The 20,607-nt window shown below is 66.3% G+C and carries 19 protein-coding genes and 1 riboswitch; of the genes, 7 read left to right on the forward strand and 12 right to left on the reverse strand.

What is annotated here, in order from left to right; all coding sequences use genetic code 11:
- From hslV to BM031_RS01725, 6 genes are all read right to left on the reverse strand, one after another.
- Positions 1–537, reverse strand: coding sequence for an ATP-dependent protease subunit HslV (gene hslV, locus BM031_RS01700; protein ID WP_091870236.1), 537 nt, complete (start codon positions 535–537; stop codon positions 1–3).
- Positions 538–654: 117 nt separating this feature from the next.
- Positions 655–1,953 (reverse strand): STAS domain-containing protein, encoded by a 1,299-nt coding sequence (locus BM031_RS01705; RefSeq protein ID WP_143084489.1) that lies wholly within the window; start codon positions 1,951–1,953, stop codon positions 655–657.
- Positions 1,954–2,142: 189 nt separating this feature from the next.
- Positions 2,143–2,592 carry an RNA polymerase-binding protein DksA gene (dksA, locus tag BM031_RS01710; protein ID WP_091870241.1) on the reverse strand — a complete coding sequence of 150 codons (450 nt, stop codon included), beginning with the start codon at positions 2,590–2,592 and terminating at the stop codon, positions 2,143–2,145.
- Between the two features lie 259 nt (positions 2,593–2,851).
- Positions 2,852–3,913 carry a CobW family GTP-binding protein gene (locus tag BM031_RS01715; protein WP_091870244.1) on the reverse strand — a complete coding sequence of 354 codons (1,062 nt, stop codon included), beginning with the start codon at positions 3,911–3,913 and terminating at the stop codon, positions 2,852–2,854.
- A gap of 136 nt (positions 3,914–4,049) precedes the next feature.
- A complete protein-coding gene (gene xerC / locus BM031_RS01720) occupies positions 4,050–4,985 on the reverse strand; it encodes a tyrosine recombinase XerC (protein WP_091870247.1) in 936 nt (311 codons plus the stop codon).
- Positions 4,986–4,989: 4 nt separating this feature from the next.
- Positions 4,990–5,655, reverse strand: a complete 666-nt coding sequence (locus tag BM031_RS01725; protein ID WP_091870249.1) for a DUF484 family protein — start codon at positions 5,653–5,655, stop codon at positions 4,990–4,992.
- Positions 5,656–5,814: 159 nt separating this feature from the next.
- On the opposite strand from BM031_RS01725, the gene BM031_RS01730 reads away from it, so the two are divergent.
- Entirely contained in the window at positions 5,815–6,786 is a 972-nt protein-coding gene (locus BM031_RS01730) for an IS1595 family transposase (RefSeq protein WP_091870252.1), read from the forward strand.
- Positions 6,787–6,829: 43 nt separating this feature from the next.
- Here the strand turns inward: BM031_RS01730 and BM031_RS01735 are convergent, their stop codons facing one another.
- Positions 6,830–8,110, reverse strand: coding sequence for a porin (locus tag BM031_RS01735; RefSeq protein WP_091870254.1), 1,281 nt, complete (start codon positions 8,108–8,110; stop codon positions 6,830–6,832).
- A 212-nt stretch (positions 8,111–8,322) separates the two neighbouring features.
- Entirely contained in the window at positions 8,323–9,375 is a 1,053-nt protein-coding gene (locus BM031_RS01740; protein ID WP_177207616.1) for a porin, read from the reverse strand.
- Positions 9,376–9,829: 454 nt separating this feature from the next.
- Between BM031_RS01740 and BM031_RS01745 the strand changes: the two genes are divergently transcribed.
- Positions 9,830–11,416, forward strand: a complete 1,587-nt coding sequence (locus tag BM031_RS01745; protein ID WP_091870260.1) for an SEL1-like repeat protein — start codon at positions 9,830–9,832, stop codon at positions 11,414–11,416.
- Between the two features lie 19 nt (positions 11,417–11,435).
- Here BM031_RS01745 and dapF read toward each other — a convergent pair whose 3' ends face one another.
- The 3 genes from dapF to BM031_RS01760 are packed head-to-tail and all read right to left on the reverse strand — an operon-like array spanning position 11,436 to position 14,055.
- Positions 11,436–12,287, reverse strand: coding sequence for a diaminopimelate epimerase (dapF, locus tag BM031_RS01750; RefSeq protein WP_091870262.1), 852 nt, complete (start codon positions 12,285–12,287; stop codon positions 11,436–11,438).
- A 56-nt stretch (positions 12,288–12,343) separates the two neighbouring features.
- On the reverse strand, positions 12,344–13,207 hold the full coding sequence (locus BM031_RS01755; RefSeq protein WP_091870265.1) for an LpxL/LpxP family acyltransferase: 864 nt from the start codon (positions 13,205–13,207) through the stop codon (positions 12,344–12,346).
- Complete coding sequence (locus BM031_RS01760; RefSeq protein ID WP_091870268.1) at positions 13,204–14,055, reverse strand: lysophospholipid acyltransferase family protein; 852 nt, start codon at positions 14,053–14,055, stop codon at positions 13,204–13,206. The genes BM031_RS01755 and BM031_RS01760 overlap by 4 nt, the downstream gene beginning before the upstream one ends.
- A gap of 191 nt (positions 14,056–14,246) precedes the next feature.
- On the opposite strand from BM031_RS01760, the gene metK reads away from it, so the two are divergent.
- The 5 genes from metK (at position 14,247) to metF (ending at position 19,906) form a co-directional block, all read left to right on the forward strand.
- Positions 14,247–15,413 (forward strand): methionine adenosyltransferase, encoded by a 1,167-nt coding sequence (gene metK / locus BM031_RS01765; protein WP_091870270.1) that lies wholly within the window; start codon positions 14,247–14,249, stop codon positions 15,411–15,413.
- Positions 15,414–15,665: 252 nt separating this feature from the next.
- Positions 15,666–17,036, forward strand: coding sequence for a sensor histidine kinase (locus BM031_RS01770; protein WP_177207617.1), 1,371 nt, complete (start codon positions 15,666–15,668; stop codon positions 17,034–17,036).
- An 85-nt stretch (positions 17,037–17,121) separates the two neighbouring features.
- A riboswitch (S-adenosyl-L-homocysteine riboswitch) is annotated at positions 17,122–17,194 on the forward strand.
- A gap of 29 nt (positions 17,195–17,223) precedes the next feature.
- The gene (gene ahcY, locus BM031_RS01775) at positions 17,224–18,636 is read left to right on the forward strand and encodes an adenosylhomocysteinase (RefSeq protein ID WP_091870276.1); all 1,413 of its coding nucleotides are present in this window, start codon (positions 17,224–17,226) and stop codon (positions 18,634–18,636) included.
- Between the two features lie 96 nt (positions 18,637–18,732).
- Positions 18,733–19,089 carry a phage holin family protein gene (locus tag BM031_RS01780; protein ID WP_091870278.1) on the forward strand — a complete coding sequence of 119 codons (357 nt, stop codon included), beginning with the start codon at positions 18,733–18,735 and terminating at the stop codon, positions 19,087–19,089.
- Positions 19,076–19,906 (forward strand): methylenetetrahydrofolate reductase [NAD(P)H], encoded by an 831-nt coding sequence (gene metF, locus BM031_RS01785; protein ID WP_091870281.1) that lies wholly within the window; start codon positions 19,076–19,078, stop codon positions 19,904–19,906. The genes BM031_RS01780 and metF overlap by 14 nt, the downstream gene beginning before the upstream one ends.
- 96 nt (positions 19,907–20,002) lie before the next feature.
- Here metF and BM031_RS01790 read toward each other — a convergent pair whose 3' ends face one another.
- A complete protein-coding gene (locus BM031_RS01790; RefSeq protein WP_091870284.1) occupies positions 20,003–20,602 on the reverse strand; it encodes a 5-formyltetrahydrofolate cyclo-ligase in 600 nt (199 codons plus the stop codon).
- Positions 20,603–20,607: the final 5 nt, after the last annotated feature.

Raw genomic sequence — 20,607 nt, forward strand, 5'->3', positions numbered from 1 at the left:
TCATTCCAGGGTCTCGATGATGTGGGACATATTGGTGTAGATGCACAGCTCGCCGGCGATCGTCAGCGCCTTCTTGACGACCTCGGCCGGCGGCAGCTCGGTGTTCTCGAACAGGGCCTTGGCGGCCGACTGGGCGTACACGCCGCCCGAGCCGATCGCGCCAATGCCGTCTTCCGGTTCCAGCACGTCGCCGTTGCCGGTGAGGATCAGGGTGGATTCGCGGTCGGCCACCAGCAGCATCGCCTCGAGCTTGCGCAGCATGCGGTCGGTACGCCAGTCCTTGGCCAGTTCGACCGAGGCACGCATCAGGTTGCCCTGGTGCTTTTCCAGCTTGGCTTCGAAGCGGTCGAGCAGGGTGAAAGCGTCGGCGGTGGCGCCGGCGAAACCGACCAGGACCTTGCCCTGGTAAAGCTTGCGCACCTTGCGCGCCGAGCCCTTCATGACGACGCTGCCCAGCGTGACCTGGCCATCGCCGCCGAGCGCAACCTGGTTGCCGCGCCTTACCGTGACGATGGTGGTGCCGTGAAATTGTTCCATTTTTAGCCTCGTGGTTGTCTAGCACCCCGCAGATGGGGTGGCTGCATAAAATTGCAAGACAATGTCAGGCCAAAAACTGTCGTACAGGCAAAACCGCTGCCCCCGGCGCGACAAGCTTCAGTAACGATGCGGGTAAAGACGCACGCCGCCCTCGACACCGAGCAGGCGCAGCAGGGCGGCCACCAGGTGGTTCAGGTCGCGCAGTTCGACCCGTCGCCCCTGGGCCGATTGCGCGCGCAGCCGGCCCAGCAGCGCGGTGGCGCAGGCGTAATCCATGCGCGCCAGGCGCGCGCAATCGAGCACCAGCACCTCGCGCCCGTCGGCATAGGCGTCGACCGCGTCGAGCAGCGCGGCGCAGTCGCCCAGCGCCAGCGGCGGCAACAGGAAGCGGTCGCCCGCGCCGGGGGCCGGCGCTGCGGTCGAGACATGTTGCGGGGTTTCGAAGGAGGGCGGCGAGAGCTCGAAGGTGACGCAGTAATCCATCGCCGATTCCTCGAAATCCTTTTCGCGGTTGGACAGCAGCAGCAGTTCGAGCAGCAGCAGCCACGGCGCTTCGCCCGAGGCGCGCTCGCCCACCGCCAGCATGGGCCGCAGCACCGCCAGCAGGGTGTCGGCGCCGGCCAGCACCAGCTCGCGCCCCTGCTTGCGCAGCGACTGCAGGGCTGCCAGCAGCTCGGCGCAGCCTGCGGGCGTGGCGCTGTGCACCGCGCCGACATCGATCCGCACCAGCGGCGCGTTCGATGCGAGCAGGCGCTGCAGGCGCGGGGCGATGCCGCCGTCGAGCAGCGGGCCCAGCGCTTCGCCGGCGGCCACGCCCGCCAGCGGCGCCGCATCGTGCGCGGGCTGCAGTGGCTGCCATGCCGGGGGCGAGGTTTCGAAGTGGCTGGCGTAATCGATCGCGATGCTCTCGAACTCGGTTTCGCGTCCGGTGGCCTGGTAGAGGTCGAACAGCATCCACCAGGGCAGGCGTTCGGTGTGGCCGAAGCCGGCCAGGCTGTCGCGCAGCAGCTGTTCGGCGGCGGCGGCCTGGCCATTGGCGTACAGGATGGCGCTTTCCTCGACGGCCGGGGCGGTGGCGGGCGCTGCCGCAGCATCCGGGAGCTCGTCGGTGGCGGCCTCGGGGACCGGCGCCGTTGCGGCAGCAGCGGGACGGCGCGCCCCGCTGCCCCAGGGCGTTTCGTCATCGAAGATGTCGGACGCCATCGCCAGCTCGATCTCGTCGATCTTGGCGGCGGTGGCGCGTGCGATTTCACGCTGGCGCGCGCGTTCGGCTTCGCTGTGCAGGCGCGACGGCTCGCCCGCGCGCAAGTGCGTCGCAGGCGCATCGAGCGTGGCCAGCCGGTCGCCGGACGGCGTATCGCGCTTTTTCTTCAGGAAGGAGAACAGCCCCATGGTCCCCAGTGGATAAATGAACAAGTCTGCAGCACGAGCATGACGGTAGCACGGCTGCGGGCGGCGCGTGCTGCGCGCACGCGTGCCGTGCCGGCGGATGCTGCGCAGCTAGTGTATCCCATGGGAAATGAAACGGAAGCACGGCAGGCGCCGCGCAAAAGAAAAAAGCATGCGCCTCGCGGAGCATGCTTTTCTTGGAGAAGCGGGCAGGGCTCAGTCGCCGTACAGCTTTTGCTTGAGTTCGCGGCGCTGCTGGGCTTCCAGCGACAAGGTCGCGGTCGGGCGGGCGATCAGGCGCGGGATGCCGATCGGCTCGCCGGTTTCTTCGCACCAGCCGTATTCGCCGGCATCGATCGACTGGATCGATTGCTGGACTTTCTTGAGCAGCTTGCGCTCGCGGTCACGGGTGCGCAGTTCGAGCGCGTGTTCTTCTTCGATGGTGGCGCGGTCGGCCGGGTCCGGTACCAGCACGGTTTCGCGCAGGTGTTCAGTGGTCTCGCCGGCGTTTTTCAGGAGCTCTTTCTCGAGCTCTTGCAGGCGGTTGCGGAAAAACGCCAGCTGCGCCGGATTCATGTACTCGTCGTCGCCCATCGCCCGAATTTCTTCTTCCGTCAGGAGGCGTTCTTCGAGCTGCGCGGTATTCGGTTTCGTTGTTTTAGTCATGATGCCTTCGATACGACAGGGGGTTTTCATTTTAGCAGCAAACTGTGCATTGACACCTTAACAACAGGTGCCTGCGGAAGCCGCTGCCCGGACGGCGACCGCCGTCCTTTACTGCCTGTCCCGACCCGCCTGGTGGCAGGTCATTGGGACGATGCCCGGATGCGCATGGCGCCGGTATTGCCGGCGCTGCCGCCCGGCCCGCCAACTGTCGTGGCCGGTCGTCAGGCGGGCCCGGACGCGCCCGCAAAACTGAGCTAGTTTATACCAAACACTGTTCGAGTCCGCGGATAAATACCTCTTTTGGTAAATTTTTACCAATAAACACCATTTTACTCCCGCGTGTTTCTCCCTCGCCCCACTTTGCGCCCAGGTCGCTGCCCATGATTTGATGCACGCCTTGGAATACGACCTTGCGCTCGGCGCCCACCATCGACAGCACGCCCTTGTAGCGCAGCATTTGCGGGCCGAACACCTGCACCATGCTGCCCAGGAACTGGTCGAGGCGCTCCGGGTCGAACGGGCGTTCGTTGCGGAACACGAAGGCGGCGATGTCGTCGCTGTGGTGGCTGTGGTGGTGGTCGTGGGCGCAGGAGGCGTCGTGCACATGGCCGTGGTCGTGGCCGCAGTGTTCGTCGTGCACGTGCTCGTGGTCGTGGCCATCTTCGGCGCGCAGGAAATCCGGGTCCAGTTCCAGCTTGTCGTTCAGGTTGAAGCCGCGCAGGTCGAGCACGTCCGAAATGGGAGCGCGGCCGAAGTCGCTGGTGCTGATCGGCGCGCGCGGGTTGATCCGGTGCAGGCGCGCTTTCAGGGCGTCGACGGCGGCCGCATCGACCAGGTCGGTCTTGGACAGCAGGATCTTGTCGGCAAAGCCAACCTGGCGCTGGGCTTCCTCGTGCTGGTCCAGCTGCTCCATGGCGTGGCGCGCATCGACCACGGTCACCACCGCGTCGAGCATATAGCTGGCGCCCACTTCCTCGTCCACGAAGAAGGTCTGCGCCACCGGGCCGGGGTTGGCCAGGCCGGTGGTTTCGATTACCACGCGGTCGAAGCTGATCTCGCCGGCCGCGCGCTTCTGCGCCAGGCTGTTCAGGGCCACGATCAGGTCGCCGCGCACGGTGCAGCAGATGCAGCCATTGTTCATCTCGACGATCTGCTCGCCGCTGTCGCGCACCAGGATCTCGTTGTCGATGTTCTCCTCGCCGAATTCGTTCTCGATGACGGCGATGCGCAGGCCGTGCTCCTCATGCAGGATGCGGTTGAGGAGGGTGGTCTTGCCCGCGCCGAGGAAGCCGGTGAGGATGGTGCTTGGGATGGGTTCCATGTTCGCTTCGATGTTCGCTTGTTGCGGTTGCGGCGCCACTGGCCGTGATTGTCAGGCATGAAAACCGGGCGATTATGCCGCATTTCGTGACACATCACCATCAACCGTGCAGTGTCTTGACGCCGCTCAAGCCGGCTTACTTGGCCTTGGCGCGCGGATGGGCCCGGTCGTAGACGGCGGCCAGGTGCTGGAAATCGAGGGCCGTATATACCTGGGTCGAGGTGATGCTGGCGTGTCCTAGCAGTTCCTGCACGGCGCGCAGGTCGCCGGACGATTGCAGCAGGTGCGAGGCGAAGGAGTGGCGCAGCACGTGCGGATGCACATGCACCGGCGTGCCGGCGCGCAGCGCATGCGCGTTCAGGCGATTCTGCACCACCCGCGGCGTGATGCGGGTGCCGCGCGCCGACAAGAACAGGGCGGCGCTGCCGTCGCGCGCGGGCGGGCGCACCGCCAGCCAGGCGGCCAGCGCCGTGCGCGCGGGGGCGCCGACGGGCACGCGCCGCATGCGCCGGCCCTTGCCGGTGACGACGACTTCGCCGGCCTGCAGGTCGAGCCAGCCGACCGAGGCGGGCACGCCGTTGCCGCCTTCGGTATAGACCAGGTCCAGGCCAGCAAGTTCCGAGACCCGCAGGCCGCTCGAATACAGCAGTTCGAACATGGCGCGGTCGCACAGTTCGGGCGGTTCCGGGTGGCCGTGGGCATTGCCCTCCATCAGCTGCACCGCGTCGTCGACCGACAAGGCCTTGGGCAGCGACTTGGGACGGCGCGGCGCGCGGACGCCCTCGACCGGGTTGGCCGCCAAGGCCAGCTGCTGCGACAGCCAGTCGTAGAAACCGCGCCAGCCGGACAGCTTGCGCGCGATGGTGCGCGCCGACTGGCCGCCGGCGTGCAGCCTGGCGGCGAAGCGGCGGATGTCGTGGTGGGTCAGGCGCGGCCAGTCTTCGTGGCCGGCCAGGAGGGAAAGTTCCTGCAGGTCGCGGCGGTAGGCCGCGACCGTGTGCGGCGACAGCTGGCGCTGGGTGGCCAGCTCGCCGAGGTAGCGTGCCGGCCAGCCGGTCTGCGCCGCCGTCATGGCGTCACGCGCGCAGCGGGGCCAGCGCGGTGCTGGCGGTGGCGGCGATGTGGGCCAGGAAATCGGTGGCCATGGTGGACGTGAAACGGTCGGCGTCGGGCGCGCCCAGCACCAGCAGGCCGAAGGTCTTGCCTTCCAGGCCCAGGGGCATCAGCACGGTCGAGCGCACCGCGGCCGGATCGTCCAGCCAGCGCACCGCCTCGAAGTCGTTGTTCATGCCGCAGTAAGGCGCGCGCAGGCCGCTGGCGAACAGGCGCGCGTCGTCCGACACATCGCTGGCGAACCATTCGCCGGCATGCTCCGGCGCCAGGTTCCACAGGCGCAGCGTGACTTGCGGCACCATGAATTCGCTGCGCAGCGCATCGACCAGGTCGCGCGCCATGGCGGCGGCGCCGTCGGACTTCAGCAGGGCTTGGTTCCAGGCGTGGAAGCGGTTGGCGATCGCATGGTTCTCTTCGGCGCGGCGGGTCAGTTCGGCCAGGCGCAGTTCCAGCACGCGGTACTTGTCGCGCATGACTTCCATCTGGCGTTCCTGCAGCGATACGGCGCGGCCGGTGAGCGGGCTCGACAGCTTCACTTCGCCCAGCAGGCCGGCGTGCTCTTCGAAGAATTGCGGGTGGTCGATGAGGTATTGGGCAACAGCGCTGGCGTCGAGTGTGTCGGTGGTCATGAATGGGGTCGGGTTTGAAAGATTGCGTCCACCATTTTACCTGACAGCCACCTATGGGCGGCCATAAAAAAGGCGCTGTCACCTTTCCTTGTTGAGTCAACTGAACTGTCGAGCCGCCGCGCTGTCTGACCTTTCATTCCAAGGACAGGAGACGGGGCGATGCGCACGATCGGTTTCCAGCAATGGCTGCAACGGGCGGCCCGGCTCACCCGGCGCCAGCGCGAGCAATTGTTCGCTTTCCTGCGTCCGGCGGTGGACCTGGACCGGGCCTGCGCAACGATCGAACAAGCCAAACCGGACCTTGCCTGTCCGGATTGCGCGGGCCGGCGCCTGCACCGCCATGGCATCTACCGGGGCCTGCAGCGCTACCGCTGCCGCGCTTGCGGGCGAACCTTCAACCCCCTCACCGGCACGCCCCTGGCCGGGTTGCGCTATCGCGAGCGCTGGTTGCCCAACCTTGACGGCATGCTCGAGGGAAAATCCGTCCGCGCCACCGCCGAAGCGCTCGGCGTGCACCGCAATACGGCGTTTCGATGGCGCCACCGCTTCTTGCACCTGACCAAACATGACCGTCCGCAAGCGCTCACCGGCATTGCCGAGGCCGACGAACTGTTCGTGCTCGAGTCGCAAAAAGGGTCGCGCAAGCTCGACCGGCCCGCGCGCAAGCGTGGGGGCGTGGCCCGATGGCGCGGCATCAATCGCGATCATGTGTGCGTGCTGGTGGCGCGCGACCGGAGCGGTGCAACGTTCGACTTCGTAACCGGCCGCGGGGCAGTGACCTGCGCCCAGTTGCACCGGCACCTGCTCCCCGTGCTGGATCCCGACGTCTTGCTGGTCACCGATGGGCACGCTGCCTACAAGGCGTTCGCGCTGGCCACGGCGATGTCGCACGCAGCGGTGAACCTGCGCGCAGGAGAGCGGACGCGCAGCGCCCTGCACGTGCAGAACGTGAACGCCTACCACAGCCGTTTTCGCCAATGGCTGTCGCGCTTCAGGGGCGTGGCGTCGCATTACCTGCCGAACTACCTGGGCTGGCAATGGGCGCTGGACGGCCGGCGCATCCGATCGGCGGAGCAATTTCTTGTGGCAGCGCTGGGCATGGTCCAACAGCGAACGGTGACAGCGCCATAAAAAAAGACGCCCGGAGGCGTCTTTTCGTGGGTGCCGCGAAGGCTTAGAAGCGGTGGCGGATGCCCATCTGCAGCGCGCGGCCATCTTCGCCTGGACGCTTGGTGAAGCCGCCTGGGTTGCCGGCGGTGCCTGGTGCGTACTGGCCATCGTTCTGGTTGCGGATGATGGCGGCGACGGTGTACAGGTCGGTGCGCTTGGACAGGAAGTGGTCGTAGCCCAGTGCGTACAGGTCGGCGTCGCTGTTCGATGCCAGGCGGTCGTTCTGGTGCGCGTACGAAGCCATGATGCGGCCGCTGCCCAGTTTGTAGTGGGCGCCGACTTGCCAGCTGTTGGCGTCCTGCTGGGTGTTGGCGGTGATGGCGCGCACGAAGATGCCGCGCAGCGCTGCCTGGTTAGCCGCCGGCACGCCCTGCTGGGTCAGGACCGGGGTCACGCCGGCATCCCAGCCGCCGATGTAGTCGGCCAGCAGGGCCGAGTTGGTGTTGCGCTGGCTGTGGAAGCCGGCGAACACTTTCCAGGTGTCGTTCAGGGTGTACGAACCGCCGATGGTGGTGGTGCGCAGGCTTGGACGGTTCTGCTGGTCGTAGCCGTGGTTGTAGCCCAGGCCGACGTCGAAGCCGTTGGCCTTGTAGGTGATCGCGCCGGCGCGGAACTTGTTGTAGCGGCCGAGGTAGCCCGAACCCTTCGGACCGTACATGACCGAGCCGCCCAGGCCGTTCGGCAGGGCGATGCGGTACTGGACCGCTTCCTGCGAGCGGATGTCCGCGCCCAGGGCGGTGAAGCCGGCGGTGCCGCCGGTGATGTGGCCCCAGGTGCCGGCAGTGCCGGACTCGAAGGCGTCGGCCATGTTGAAGACTTCATAGCCAGGGGTGTACATGCGGCCGAGCAGGATGGCGCCGACCGGGGTGATCATGCCGACCATCGCGGTACGGTCGAACAGCGCGCGTTCCTGGTTGACGGCCGGGCCGCCTGGTGGCTGGAGCAGGGTCTGCAGGCGCGCCAGGATCGCCGGCGGGATGCCGGTCATTCCCTTGAGCAGGTAGACGCCCGGATTGTCGTTCATCAGGGTTGGCTGCTGGGTGCCGGTGTCGAGTTCGACGCGCGCTTCCAGGTTGAAGATGGCCTTGTAGCCGTTGCCCAGGTCTTCGGTGCCCTTGAAGCCGATGCGCGAGCCGTCGGCGCCGCCGCTGTAGATCTTGGTCGGGCCGCCGCTCTGGAACATGACGCCGGCGTCGGCGATGCCGTAGATTTGCACGCTGGTCTGCGCGAAGGCCGAAGTTGCGAAACAGGTGCCGAGCAGCGCGGCCAGAATACTCTTCTTCATTGCATCTCCAATATTAATTTTGCGAACGAGCGTTTAGTTATACGCCTTGCCAATATGCCATTGCTGTGGCGCACTGTACAGAATCTGGACGCGCAGCGGGCAGGCGCCTTGGCAGACGTTGCTTAAAAACTACAAAATAAGGAATAAACGACGGGATAAAACAACAGGGGCGGGCATGGTTGCCCATGTCCGCCCCGTGCAGCAGCCTGGCCTTAGAACGAGTGGTTCACGCCGACGTCGTAGTGGTTGACGGTCGACGGAATGGCGGTGGTGCCTTTCTTGCGCGACGCATCCACGTACAGGTAGGTGCGCTTCGACAGGCTGTACTCATAGCCCAGCGAGAACTGCTTGACCTTCTGCAGGCCGTCGACGTCCTTCTGGCCGTAGCCGGCCAGCAGCTTGCCCGGGCCCATCGTGTAGTTGGCGCCCAGCACCCATGCGGTGGTGTTGGCGTTGGCGATGCGGCTGTGCTCCTGGTCCTGCTTCGAGTAAGTGCCCATCAGCTTGAGTTCCGGGGTGGCGGCGAGCGACGCGCCGATCGACCAGATCTTCGATTCGATGGCGTTGCGCTCGTAGCCGGCCATGAAGGCCGCCGGGCCGTTGTTATAGGTGCCGGTGATCGAGAACGGGTTGGCCGATGCTTCGGCGCCTGCCGGGTACTGCGGCGCGGCCGCGGTGCCGCGGCCGACCACGGCGGGACCGCCGCTGTTTTCCTTGGTCGCCACCGCGGCGTTGACCTGGAAGCCGCTCTGCAGCGGCGAGTTGTACCAGACCGCGTTCGAGAAACGGTTGTTCGAGTAGCCCGCCACGTCCAGCGGCTGCGAGGTGTAGCCGGCGACGCTCAGGTCGGTCCAGAAACCGGCCGGGCTCGGCGACGCGTGGAACGGGTCGAAGGCGCCGATGGTTTCATGCAGCGGGGTCAGGCCGCGGCCGATGCGGACCATGCCGAAGTCGCCCTGCAGGCCGACCCGGCTCTGGCCCTGGAACAGCGGACGCTGGGTGCCGTTGGCGCCGATTTCATTGGTGCCGGTATCCGGCTCGTAACGCATTTCCAGCTGGAACAGTGCCTTGAGGCCATTGCCCAGTTCTTCGGTCCCTTTGAAGCCGAGGGTGTTCGAAGCACGCTTGCCGATGTTCAGGGTCTGGCCGCTGCGCTTGATGATGCCAGCGTCGACGGTGCCATAGATCTGGACGGCGGTTTGTGCTTGCACGGTGCCGGCAGCGAATGCGCCAAGCAGTGCGACAGCCATGAGGGAGTGTTTCATTATTCGTGTTCCTTTTTTTCTTGGTTCAATCTCAGTCACCCGGGGCACGGCCTTACTGCTGAGTACCCGGATAAGCTGAACCTTAAATGCTTGAGTCGTCAAGATTGTAGGTTTGGTCAATTATCGCCGTCGCAATTGGTCGAAAGCCAATAAATCCAATCGTGCTGTTGTATTTTTGAAACGCGTGTCATGTCGATGACACAATTTCCCACGATACAAGGATCAGCCGCTGGGGCGGACGATTTGCGCCGCCTCAAGAAAGGCGGGGATTACATCGAAGCGGCGGCGGGGACGCCTTAGACTCTGCGTCACCTGAGGCCTGCGACGACGGCAATCCGGGAATTCTTGTATATTGGCAACTTTTTTGGGATGCCGCCCGCGTGGTGGCGCCTGCCGATGCCATGGATTCCCGCCGTGCCGCCGCGCCGGTCGATTCCCACCACGACACATCATCATGGCTAACCGAGAAGAACTGGCGATCATCCGCAACGCCCGCGCCGGCCAGGCTGCCGCCCAGCTCGAGTTGGGCAGGCTCTACCTGTTCGGCAGCGCCGGGCTGCCGCGGAGCCTGCAGACGGCGCTGCACTGGCTCGAACGGGCCGCGCGCCAGGAGTGCCAGCAAGCCTGGCAACTGATCGGCAACCATATCCCGCTCGCGCTGGCCCAGGGAAGCGCCGCCGCGCTCGCGCCCTGGTACGAGCGCGCCTACGACGACGGCAGCGTGCACGCCGGCCTGGTGTTTGCGCAACTGGTGCTCGGTGGGGCGGCCGAGGCCGGCGCGGCGCCTGCCGGGCCCAAGGCCCTGCGCGCGCTCCAGGACGCCGCGCGTGCCGGCTTCCCCGATGCGCAGTGGCTGCTGGCGCGGCGCCGCGACGCCGCGCCCGTGGTGCAGCTCGCCGCCGGCCCGGCGCCGGCCCTGGCCCAGGGCTGGCTGCGGTGCGCGGCCGACAGCGGCGTCGCCGAAGCCCAGTCCGCCGTGCTCGACCAGGCTTGGCAGGCCGGGCGCTTCGGCGACTACCTGGCGCGCGCGCTGCCGCTGGCGCGCGCCCTCGTGCGCACGGCGGCCAGCCACGACGGCGTGCACCGGCTGGCGCCGGGCGACATCGCCCTGCTGTCGCGGGTGGCGCGCCTGCAGGACGGCGCCCACGGGGCCGGCCAGCACGACGGCTTCCAGCACGGACTGGCGCTGGCGCCGGGAGAGCCGCTGTGCTTCTGGGAACTCGCCGCAGCCGAGCACGACCGCCATGCCCAGCTCGCGATCGGCCTGCGTTGCGCCCGCATGGGCGTCGATGGCCGGCGCGTGGCCGGCCACGGCGCCGCCAATTTCAAGAAGGCGATCCGCTGGCTCAGCCTGGCCGGCGAGCAGGGGCTGGCCGAAGCCTGGTACGCGCTGTCGCGCATCTATATCAAGCCCGAATTTTCACAGCGTAACGTGGGCGACGCCCAGCGCTACCTCGAACGCGCCGCCGAAATGGGCTATCGCGCGGCCCAGCTCGAATGTGGCCACAATGCCTGGCGTGCCCGCCGCGAGAATGAAAACAAGGATGTCGCCGCCGTGTACTGGTTGCAGAAAGCGGTGGCCCAGGGCTGCGCCGAGTCGGCCGCGATGCTGGGCAAGATCGCGCCGCGCCTGGCCACGCCCCCGTACGTCGAGACCGGCCGCCTGCTGGCTGGCCAGGGCGAAGCGCTGCGCGCCTACCCGCTGCTGGGCGCCCGGCTGGAACTGGCGGCCCTGTTCAAGCTGTCGCGCGCCGAAGCCCTGCTGCTCGACGTGCCGGCGGCGGACCACGGCCACTGCCTGGTGATCGACATCCGCGCCAGCTACGGCCGCAGCAAGCGGCGCCTGGTGCTGGTCGATACCGCGCAGGAGCGCCACGCGCTCGACCGCATCGCGCGCCTGTTCGAAGGCATCGATTGCGGGCCGTCCGGGCCGGAAGGAAACTACCGGCAGCGGCTGTACCGGCTGCGCACGCTGCTGGGAGCGGCTGTCAAAGGCGGGGAAGATGGCGAGGGCCCGGCCGAGATCGGCCTGGCGGCCTAGCGTATGAGCGTCAGGCGCTCTAAATTTCCACTTCGCCTTCGAACACGGTTACCGCCGGCCCGCTCAGGAATACCGGCTGCCCGTCCCCCGCCCAAGCAATGCTGAGCTCCCCGCCGCGCGCCGACACGCGCACCGGCGAATCGAGCAGTCCGCGCCGGATCCCGGCCACCACCGCGGCGCACGCGCCGGTGCCGCAGGCCAGCGTCTCGCCGGCGCCGCGCTCATACACGCGCAGGCGGATGTGATGGCGGTCGACCACCTGCATGAAGCCCGCATTGACCCGCTTCGGGAAACGGGGATGCGCTTCGATCGCCGGGCCGCTGGATTCCACCGGCGCGCTGTCGACGTCGTCGACCACCTGCACCGCGTGCGGGTTGCCCATCGAAACCACCGACACGAACACCGTCTTGTCGCCAATGTCGAGCGGCCAGGCCGTGTCCGCGCCCTCGTCCCAGCCACCCAGGCCGCTGCTGTCGAAGGGCACGGCCGCAGGCGCGAGCACCGGCGCGCCCATGTCCACCGTCACGCTGCCATCATGCTCGAGGCGCGGCGCGATGATGCCCTGCATGGTCTGGACGCGGATGCTGCGCTCGCTCGACAGGCCCTTCTCGCTGACGAAACGGGCAAAGGCGCGCGCGCCATTGCCGCACTGCTCGACTTCGCCGCCATCGCTGTTGAAAATGCGGTAGCGGAAATCCACGCCCTCGGTGGCCGGGCGTTCCACCACCAGGATCTGGTCGGCCCCGATGCCGAAGCGGCGGTCGGCAAGCCGGCGCCATTGTTCCGGGCTAAGGGACACCTGCTGGTTGATCGCGTCGACGACGATGAAGTCGTTGCCGGCGCCGTGCATCTTGGTGAATTTGAGTTTCATGGTCGGCCCAGCCGGATTAGCCCGGCTTAACGTTTTTTAAAATAGATTAGCCCAGCTTAATCGTAGAACGATGGCTCGCCCGCCGGCCGGGTCTTGAAGCGCTTGTGGGTCCAGAAGTATTCGGCCGGCGCCTCGCGCACGCGCTCCTCGATGAAGGCGTTCATGCGGCGCGTCGCTTCCACCATGTCGTCGCCCGGATAATTCTCCCACGCCGGGTAGAAACGCACACGCCAGCCCTGGTAATCCGGCAAGTAGGTCGCGACCACGGGAATCACCTTGGCGCCGGTGGTGGCCGCGATGCGGCCCAGCGCAGTGAGGGTGGCGGCCGGAATGCCGAAGAAGGGCACGAACTCGGCATCCTTCTCGCCGAAGTCCATGTCCGGCAGCATGAAATAGGGCAGGCCGTCGCGCAGCGCGCGCAGGATCGGCTTGATGCCTTCCTTGCGCGTCACCAGGCGCACCGGGCCGTAGCGTTCGCGGCCGTGGCGCAGCAGCTTGTCGAAGGCGGCGTTCTTTTGTGGCACGTACATGCTGCACACCGGGATCACGCGCGAGGCCACGCCCGCCACGTCGAGGCACACGAAGTGCGGGCACAGCAGGATGGTAGGGCCGTCTTCCATCGCCGCCTGTGGCACCGCCGGCTCGACGTGGATGAGCTTGCGTACGCGCGCTTCCGGCGCCCACCACAGGATCGAACGCTCGAAGATGCTGCGCGCGTAGGCGCGGAAATGCTGCTGCGCGATCGCATGGCGCTCACTGTCAGATTTTTCCGGCATGCACAGGCGCAGGTTGGTGAGGGCAATGCGGCGCCGCCGCCCCATCACCAGGAACATCAGGCTGCCGACCGCTTCGCCCAGGCGGGCGAGCAGGGGCAGCGGCAGGAAATGCAGCAGCCACATGAAACCAAGCAAGACCCTCATGACGCGGCCCCGCTGTCCGGGCCGGCCACGCCATCGGGCTGCTTGTAACGGTTATAGCTCCAAAAATACTGCGCCGGGGCACGTGCAATCAGCTGCTCCATGGCGCGGTTGATCGCCGCGGCCTGCTCGGCGGCGCTGCCCGACAGGTCGCCCTCGAAGGGCACGAAGCGCACCACGTAGCCGCGCCCGCGCGGCAGGCGCTCGGCATATACCAGCAGGATGTCGGCCTTGCCCAGCTGGGCCAGCTTGGCGGGCAGGGTCATGGTATAGGCGCTGCGTCCGAACCAGGGCGCCCACGCGCCTTCGCCTTCCTGCGGCACCTGGTCGGGCAGCAGGCCGATCGGCTGGCCGCCCTTGAGGGTCTTGGCCAGGATGCGCACGCCGGCCAGCGTCGCCGGCGCCAGGTGCAGGTTGTGGCGGGCGCGCGCGCCTTCGACCAGGGGTTTGAGCGCGCTCTTGCGCGGCGGGCGGTACATGACGGTCAGCGCGGTCTTGAGCGCGATCTGCTGCGCCGTCATCTCGAAGCAGCCGAGGTGGGGCGTGAGGAACACGATGCCGCGGCCGGCGTCCAGGCGCTGCTGCACCAGGTCCCAGTTCTCGACGCTGGCGAGGCGGTTGACACGCGCCGGGTCGGCGCACCAGACGAAGGCCAGCTCGATGATGGCCTTGCCGGCTTCGGCGACCGCGGCGTGCAGCTGGGCTTCATAGCCGGCCTGGGCCAGGTTGGCGCGCAGGCGCTTGCGGTAGGAGGAAGACAGCAGATAGACGAGCCAGCCGAGTACGGACCCGAGGGCATGCAAAAACGGCAATGGAAATACCGATAGTGCACGAAATAAAAGAACTAACATGCGATTGACCAGAGTTGAACGAAGTGAGCCTTGCTAGAGCAAAATTCTCGAAGGCAGCGTAAAATACCACTTAATGCAGGATCCGCCGAGTTAATGACAACTTGCGATGCGGAATATAAATGTCGCTAAAGCGTCGCAGGCACCAGTTGCTGCGGCACGTTACAACCCACCGCAGTAACCGGAGCCCCCCCATGTCCAACGACTACCTCTTCACTTCCGAATCCGTCTCGGAAGGCCATCCCGACAAAGTCGCCGACCAGATCTCGGACGCCATCCTCGACGCCATCCTGGAACAGGATCCGCGCGCGCGCGTTGCCGCCGAAACCCTGTGCAACACCGGCCTGGTCGTGCTGGCAGGAGAAATCACCACCCACGCCAACGTCGACTACATCCAGGTCGCCCGCAACACCATCAAGCGCATTGGCTACGACAACACCGATTTCGGCATCGACTACAAAGGTTGCGCCGTCATGGTCTGCTACGACAAGCAGTCGCCCGACATCGCCCAGGGCGTGGACGAAGGCGCCGGCATCGACCTGGATCAAGGCGCCGGCGACCAGGGCCTGATGTTCGGCTACGCCTGCGACGAAACCCCGGAACTGATGCCGGCCGCTATCTACTATGCGCACCGCCTGGTCGAGCGCCAGTCGCAGCTGCGCAAGGATGGCCGCCTGCCGTGGCTGCGCCCGGACGCCAAGTCGCAGGTCACCCTGCGCTACGCCAACGGCCGCCCGGTCGCCGTGGACACCGTCGTGCTGTCCACCCAGCACCATCCTGACGTCTCCCACTCGCAGATCGAAGAAGCGGTCATCGAAGAAATCATCAAGCCGACCCTGCCGCGCGAATGGCTCGAAGGCACCAAGTTCCTGGTCAACCCGACCGGCCGCTTCGTCATCGGCGGCCCGCAGGGCGACTGCGGCCTGACCGGCCGCAAGATCATCGTCGACACCTACGGCGGTGCAGCCCCGCACGGCGGCGGCGCGTTCTCGGGCAAGGATCCTACCAAAGTCGACCGTTCGGCAGCCTACGCCGCCCGCTACGTCGCCAAGAACGTGGTGGCCGCCGGCCTGGCGCGCCAGTGCCAGGTGCAGGTCAGCTACGCGATCGGCGTGGCGCGCCCGATCAACATCACCGTGTACACCGAAGGCACCGGCGTGATCCCGGACGACAAGATCGCCCAGCTGGTCATGGAACACTTCGACCTGCGCCCGAAAGGCATCGTGCAGATGCTCGACCTGCTGCGCCCGATCTACGCCAAGACCGCCGCCTACGGCCACTTCGGCCGCGAAGAGCCGGAGTTCACCTGGGAACGCACCGACAAGGCGGCGCTGCTGCGCGCCGAAGCCGGCCTGTCGTAATCCTCGTCACAACGCGGGTCCGGCTTCGCCGGGCCCGCGCGGCGCGGCCACTCGCTGCCGCGCTTGCCGTGCTCGCTTCCTGCGTCTTGCAGGCGAATCTGTGGTGGCGAATGGGTATTTTTCCTGATGTTCTTCGGCAGGTGCTCGTTTCTGTTGCATACTGGAACATTCGTCATTTCCTCTTGGCATCAATAATTCGGTGAAGGCACACTTCACGCGCTTGTCAGAGCAGTTCCCATGCCAGAAAGGCACATGCCCCACCCCATCCTCACCAGCGCCATCGTTTGCGAACTCGACGTGATCGCCTCGCGCCAGCGTGCCCGCCAGATCGCCGCACACTGCGGTTTCGGCTCGCACGACCAGGCCCGTATCGCGACCGTCGTGTCCGAACTCGCACGCAATGCCTTCAGCTATGCGGTCGGGGGCAGGGTGGCGTTTTCGCTGGGGGTGCGCGGGGCGCGGCAGATGCTGGAAGTCGTGGTCGACGATACCGGGCCGGGCATCTCGGACCTGGACGCCTTGCTGGCGCGCGCCGGCGAGTCGCACCACCTGGCCGGCAGCGGGCTGCTGGCGGCGCGCCGCTTCATGGACAGCTGCGATATCACCACCGGCAGCAGCGGCACCCGCATCGTGCTGGTCAAGCTGCTGCCCCTGGCCTCGCCCGCGGTCACGGCCCTCGAGCTTGCCCGCGACCTGGCCGGCGTAGCGATGCCGAGCAATGTGGCGTTGTCGGAAGCCCATCACCAGAACCGCGAACTGACCGATGCGCTGGCCGCGCTGCAGGAGCGCCAGGACGAGCTGGTCGAGGTCTCGCGCCGGCTGGAACAGACCAATGCGCGGGTCGAGGAACTGAACCGCCTGCTCAACGAGAAAGCGGCGTCGCTGATGTCGGCCGACCGCCAGAAGAATGAATTCCTGTCGATGCTCAGCCACGAACTGCGCGGGCCGCTGTCGGCCGCGGCCATGGCGGCCCACCTGCTGAAGAAGAACCCGGGGGCGAGCACCCAGACCATCGGCCTGGGCGAACTGATCAACCGCCAGGTCGGCCACATGAACCGCCTGGTGGAAGACTTGCTGGACGTCTCGCGCATCAGCCGCGGCCTGATTTCGATCGTCAAGGCCCCGGTCGACCTGCGCGACGTGGTCAATGCCGCCGTCGAGCAGATCATGCCGGCGGCCCAGCGCAAGGGCCAGCGGGTCGAGCTGGCGCTGCCGCCGGCGCCCTGTGCCGTCGAGGGCGATGCGACGCGCCTGGTCCAGGTCATCGGCAACCTGCTCGGCAATGCGATCCGCTATACCGGGCACGGCGGCCATATCAGCTTGAGCCTGGCGCAGCGCGAGGGCAACTGCGCGCTGCAGGTCGCCGACAACGGCCAGGGCATCGCCCCCGAACTCATCCCCCACCTGTTCGACCTCTACATGCAGGCCGAGCCATCGTCGGAGCGCCAGCATGGCGGCCTGGGCCTCGGGCTGGCGCTGGTCAAGAGCCTGGTCGCCCTGCATGGCGGGACGGTGACGGCGGCCAGCGACGGCGTCGGCCGCGGCAGCCGCTTCGACATCAGCCTGCCGCTGCTCCAGCTGCAGGCTGCGCCGGCGCCCACGCAAGCCATGAGCACTGCCTGAACGGCGGCCGTTGCGCCGCCGCAAATACCCTGGCGGCAAGCCCCGGCGCCTCTCGCAGCATTGGCGGACTCGTGTTAAACTTGCCCATTCCGAGGAGCGTTGCGACGAAGATTCCCATCTTCGCCAGGCTCGGATATCCGCAACCGCGCTCACGTTAACTTTTTTCAACCATTGAAAGGAGCGCGTGATGAGCGCCGTACTTAAAGATCTCAAGGACTTCCATATCGCCGACATCTCCCTGGCAGCCTGGGGCGAGAAGGAAATCCGTATTGCAGAAACCGAAATGCCGGGCCTGATGGCGATCCGCGAGGAATACGCCGCCGCCCAGCCCCTGAAGGGCGCGCGCGTTGCCGGTTCGCTGCACATGACCATCCAGACCGCGGTCCTGATCCGCACCCTGGAAGCCCTCGGCGCCGACGTGCGCTGGGCCTCGTGCAACATCTACTCGACCCAGGACCACGCTGCGGCCGCCATCGCCGCGGTCGGCACCCCGGTGTTCGCCGTCAAGGGCGAAACCCTGGACGAGTACTGGGAATACACCCACCGCATCTTCGAATGGCCTGGCGACAACCACGCCAACATGATCCTCGACGACGGCGGCGATGCGACCCTGCTGCTGCACCTGGGCGTGCGCGCCGAGAAGGACATCTCGGTGCTGGACAAGCCGGGCTCGGAAGAAGAAATCTGCCTGTTCAATTCCATCAAGGGCCGCCTCGCGCGTGACCCGCAGTGGTACAGCAAGCGCCTGCCATGCATCCTGGGCGTGACCGAAGAAACCACCACCGGCGTGCACCGCCTGTACCAGATGCACCTGGAAGGCAAGCTGGCCTTCCCGGCCATCAACGTCAACGATTCCGTCACCAAGTCGAAGTTCGACAACCTGTACGGCTGCCGCGAATCGCTGGTCGACGGCATCAAGCGCGCCACCGACGTCATGATCGCCGGCAAGGTCGCCGTGATCGCTGGCTACGGCGACGTCGGCAAGGGCTCGGCCCAGGCCATGCGCGCGCTGTCGGCCCAGGTGTGGGTCACCGAAATCGATCCGATCTGCGCACTGCAGGCGGCGATGGAAGGCTACCGCGTCGTAACCATGGACTACGCGGCAGAACACGGCGACATTTTCGTCACCTGCACCGGCAACTACCACGTCATCACCGAGCAGCACATGCTGCGCATGAAAGACCAGGCCATCGTCTGCAACATCGGCCACTTCGACAACGAAATCGAAGTCGCGGCGATCAAGAAGTACGAGTGGGAAAACATCAAGCCCCAGGTCGATCACGTCATCTTCCCGGATGGCAAGCGCATCATCCTGCTGGCCGAAGGCCGCCTGGTGAACCTCGGTTGCGGCACCGGCCACCCGTCGTACGTGATGAGCTCGTCGTTCGCGAACCAGACCATCGCCCAGATCGAGCTGTTCGCCAACACCGCGAATTACCCGGTCGGCGTGTACACGCTGCCGAAGCACCTGGACGAGAAAGTCGCGCGCCTGCAGCTGAAAAAGCTCAACGCGCAACTGACCGAACTGACCGAAGAGCAGGCTGCCTACATCTCGGTGAGCCAGGCCGGTCCGTACAAGCCGGACCACTACCGTTATTAATTCCTGGACGGTGAACGCGGGCGCTTCGATAGCGCCCGTTTTTTCAACAGCCGGGCCTTTTGCAAAAATGGCCCGTGTACCACGAAAGTCGATGCGATGCGCCTGCTTGTTACCTGGCTGATCAATGCCGCCGCCCTCATGGCCCTGCCGTACCTGATGCACTCCGTGTCCGTCTCCAATTTCACGACCGCGCTCATCGCCGCGCTCGTGCTCGGGCTGGTCAATACCCTGATCCGCCCCATCCTGGTCATCCTCACCCTGCCGGTGACCGTGGTGTCGCTGGGCCTGTTCATCCTCGTCATCAATGCCGCACTGTTCTGGATGGTGTCGCACTGGATCGCCGGCTTCGACGTGACCGGCTTCGGATCGGCCTTCCTCGCAGCCATCCTGTACAGCATCATTTCGTGGGCGCTTTCTTCCTTGCTCCTCAAAGACAAAGATGGAAACTCATAATTTCAGTATCGAGTTCTTCCCGCCGAAAACCGACGAAGGCGCGGACAAGCTGCGCGTCGTGCGCCAGAAGCTGGCGCTCCTTGCCCCGAAGTATTTCTCGGTGACCTTCGGCGCCGGTGGAACCACCCAGCAGGGCACACTGCAGACCGTGCTCGAGATCCAGTCCGAAGGCCATGCCGCAGCGCCGCACCTGTCCTGCGTGGGCGGCACCGCCGAATCGCTGCGCGCGATCCTGCAGCAATTCCAGGACAGCGGCATCCGCCGCCTGGTGGCGCTGCGCGGCGACCTCCCGAGCGGCTACGGCGGCGGCGGCGAATTCCGCTATGCCAACGAGCTCGTCGAGTTCATCCGCAAGGAAACCGGCGACTGGTTCCACATCGAAGTGGCGGCCTATCCGGAAATGCACCCGCAGGCGCGCTCGCCGCAAGACGACCTGCAGGCCTTCGCCCGCAAGGTGCAGGCCGGCGCGAACGCCGCGATCACGCAGTATTTCTATAATGCGGACGCCTACTTCGAGTTCGTCGACAACGCGCGCAAGCTGGGCGTGGACGTGCCGGTGGTGGCCGGCATCATGCCGATCACGAACTACACGCAGCTGATGCGCTTCTCCGACATGTGCGGCGCCGAGATCCCGCGCTGGGTACGCATGAAGCTGGCCAGCTACGGCGACGATACCGCCTCGATCAAGGCCTTCGGGCTGGACGTGGTCACAAGCCTGTGCGAACGCCTGCTGGCCGGCGGCGCGCCGGGGCTGCATTTCTACAGCATGAACCAGGCAGCGGCGACCACGGCGATCTGGCAGCGGCTGGTGAAATAACGGTCTTGCCGTTGTAGGGTGGACGGCTATGCCGTCCGCGCGTTCAAACAGATCATGAATATTCGCGGCAGTGCAATGGGTGCTTGAACGCGCACCCTACGCTTCCGTGATGATCGCATCGAGCGCAATGTCATACTCCCCGCTGTCGAACTCCACCTGCTGGCACGCATACGCGATGCCCACCGTTCTCGGGCGCGGCGCGGCCGCCAGCGTCCTGTCATAAAACCCCCCGCCATACCCCAGCCGGTAGCCCTGCGCATTGAACCCGAGGCAGGGAATGAGCAGCACGTCCGGCCGCGCCACCATGCGCAAATCCGCCGGCACCGCGATGCCCATGCTGTCCACATGGGTAGGCTCGCCCGGCGCCCATTCGGCAAACCCGAGCGCCGCATCGCGTGCCACCACGACAGGCAAGGCCAGCCGTACGCCTGCCCGGGCCAATTCCGCGTAGGCTGGATGCAAGTCCGGTTCACCCGCCAGCGGCCAGTACACGGCCAGCGAGGTGCCCGGATGGTCGCGCCACGAGGCCAGCACGCGCGCGCCGATGCGCTCGTCCCAGGCGCGCTTGAGCGCGGGATCGATCGCGCGGCGCCCTTCCTTGAGCAGGCAGCGCAACTGTGGTTTATCGGACGTGGTGCTTGCGCCCTTGTCTGGCAGTAGCCCGGGGGCACATGGTATTCTTGAATCGCCGGTCATGGTCT

The sequence above is a fragment of the Massilia yuzhufengensis genome (assembly GCF_900112225.1).
Classification (GTDB): Bacteria; Pseudomonadota; Gammaproteobacteria; order Burkholderiales; family Burkholderiaceae_D; genus Telluria; species Telluria yuzhufengensis.

What these genes read in the sequence shown, in the direction of transcription:
- BM031_RS01760 (WP_091870268.1), bottom strand. Translation starts at nt 14,055, where the DNA reads ATGTTAGTTCTTTTATTTCGTGCACTATCGGTATTTCCATTGCCGTTT.
- BM031_RS01735 (WP_091870254.1), bottom strand. Translation starts at nt 8,110, where the DNA reads ATGAAGAAGAGTATTCTGGCCGCGCTGCTCGGCACCTGTTTCGCAACT.
- ahcY (WP_091870276.1), top strand. Translation starts at nt 17,224, where the DNA reads ATGAGCGCCGTACTTAAAGATCTCAAGGACTTCCATATCGCCGACATC.
- metK (WP_091870270.1), top strand. Translation starts at nt 14,247, where the DNA reads ATGTCCAACGACTACCTCTTCACTTCCGAATCCGTCTCGGAAGGCCAT.
- BM031_RS01740 (WP_177207616.1), bottom strand. Translation starts at nt 9,375, where the DNA reads ATGAAACACTCCCTCATGGCTGTCGCACTGCTTGGCGCATTCGCTGCC.
- BM031_RS01730 (WP_091870252.1), top strand. Translation starts at nt 5,815, where the DNA reads ATGCGCACGATCGGTTTCCAGCAATGGCTGCAACGGGCGGCCCGGCTC.
- BM031_RS01780 (WP_091870278.1), top strand. Translation starts at nt 18,733, where the DNA reads ATGCGCCTGCTTGTTACCTGGCTGATCAATGCCGCCGCCCTCATGGCC.
- dapF (WP_091870262.1), bottom strand. Translation starts at nt 12,287, where the DNA reads ATGAAACTCAAATTCACCAAGATGCACGGCGCCGGCAACGACTTCATC.
- BM031_RS01755 (WP_091870265.1), bottom strand. Translation starts at nt 13,207, where the DNA reads ATGAGGGTCTTGCTTGGTTTCATGTGGCTGCTGCATTTCCTGCCGCTG.
- BM031_RS01790 (WP_091870284.1), bottom strand. Translation starts at nt 20,602, where the DNA reads ATGACCGGCGATTCAAGAATACCATGTGCCCCCGGGCTACTGCCAGAC.
- BM031_RS01770 (WP_177207617.1), top strand. Translation starts at nt 15,666, where the DNA reads ATGCCCCACCCCATCCTCACCAGCGCCATCGTTTGCGAACTCGACGTG.
- xerC (WP_091870247.1), bottom strand. Translation starts at nt 4,985, where the DNA reads ATGACGGCGGCGCAGACCGGCTGGCCGGCACGCTACCTCGGCGAGCTG.
- BM031_RS01715 (WP_091870244.1), bottom strand. Translation starts at nt 3,913, where the DNA reads ATGGAACCCATCCCAAGCACCATCCTCACCGGCTTCCTCGGCGCGGGC.
- hslV (WP_091870236.1), bottom strand. Translation starts at nt 537, where the DNA reads ATGGAACAATTTCACGGCACCACCATCGTCACGGTAAGGCGCGGCAAC.
- metF (WP_091870281.1), top strand. Translation starts at nt 19,076, where the DNA reads ATGGAAACTCATAATTTCAGTATCGAGTTCTTCCCGCCGAAAACCGAC.
- dksA (WP_091870241.1), bottom strand. Translation starts at nt 2,592, where the DNA reads ATGACTAAAACAACGAAACCGAATACCGCGCAGCTCGAAGAACGCCTC.
- BM031_RS01745 (WP_091870260.1), top strand. Translation starts at nt 9,830, where the DNA reads ATGGCTAACCGAGAAGAACTGGCGATCATCCGCAACGCCCGCGCCGGC.
- BM031_RS01725 (WP_091870249.1), bottom strand. Translation starts at nt 5,655, where the DNA reads ATGACCACCGACACACTCGACGCCAGCGCTGTTGCCCAATACCTCATC.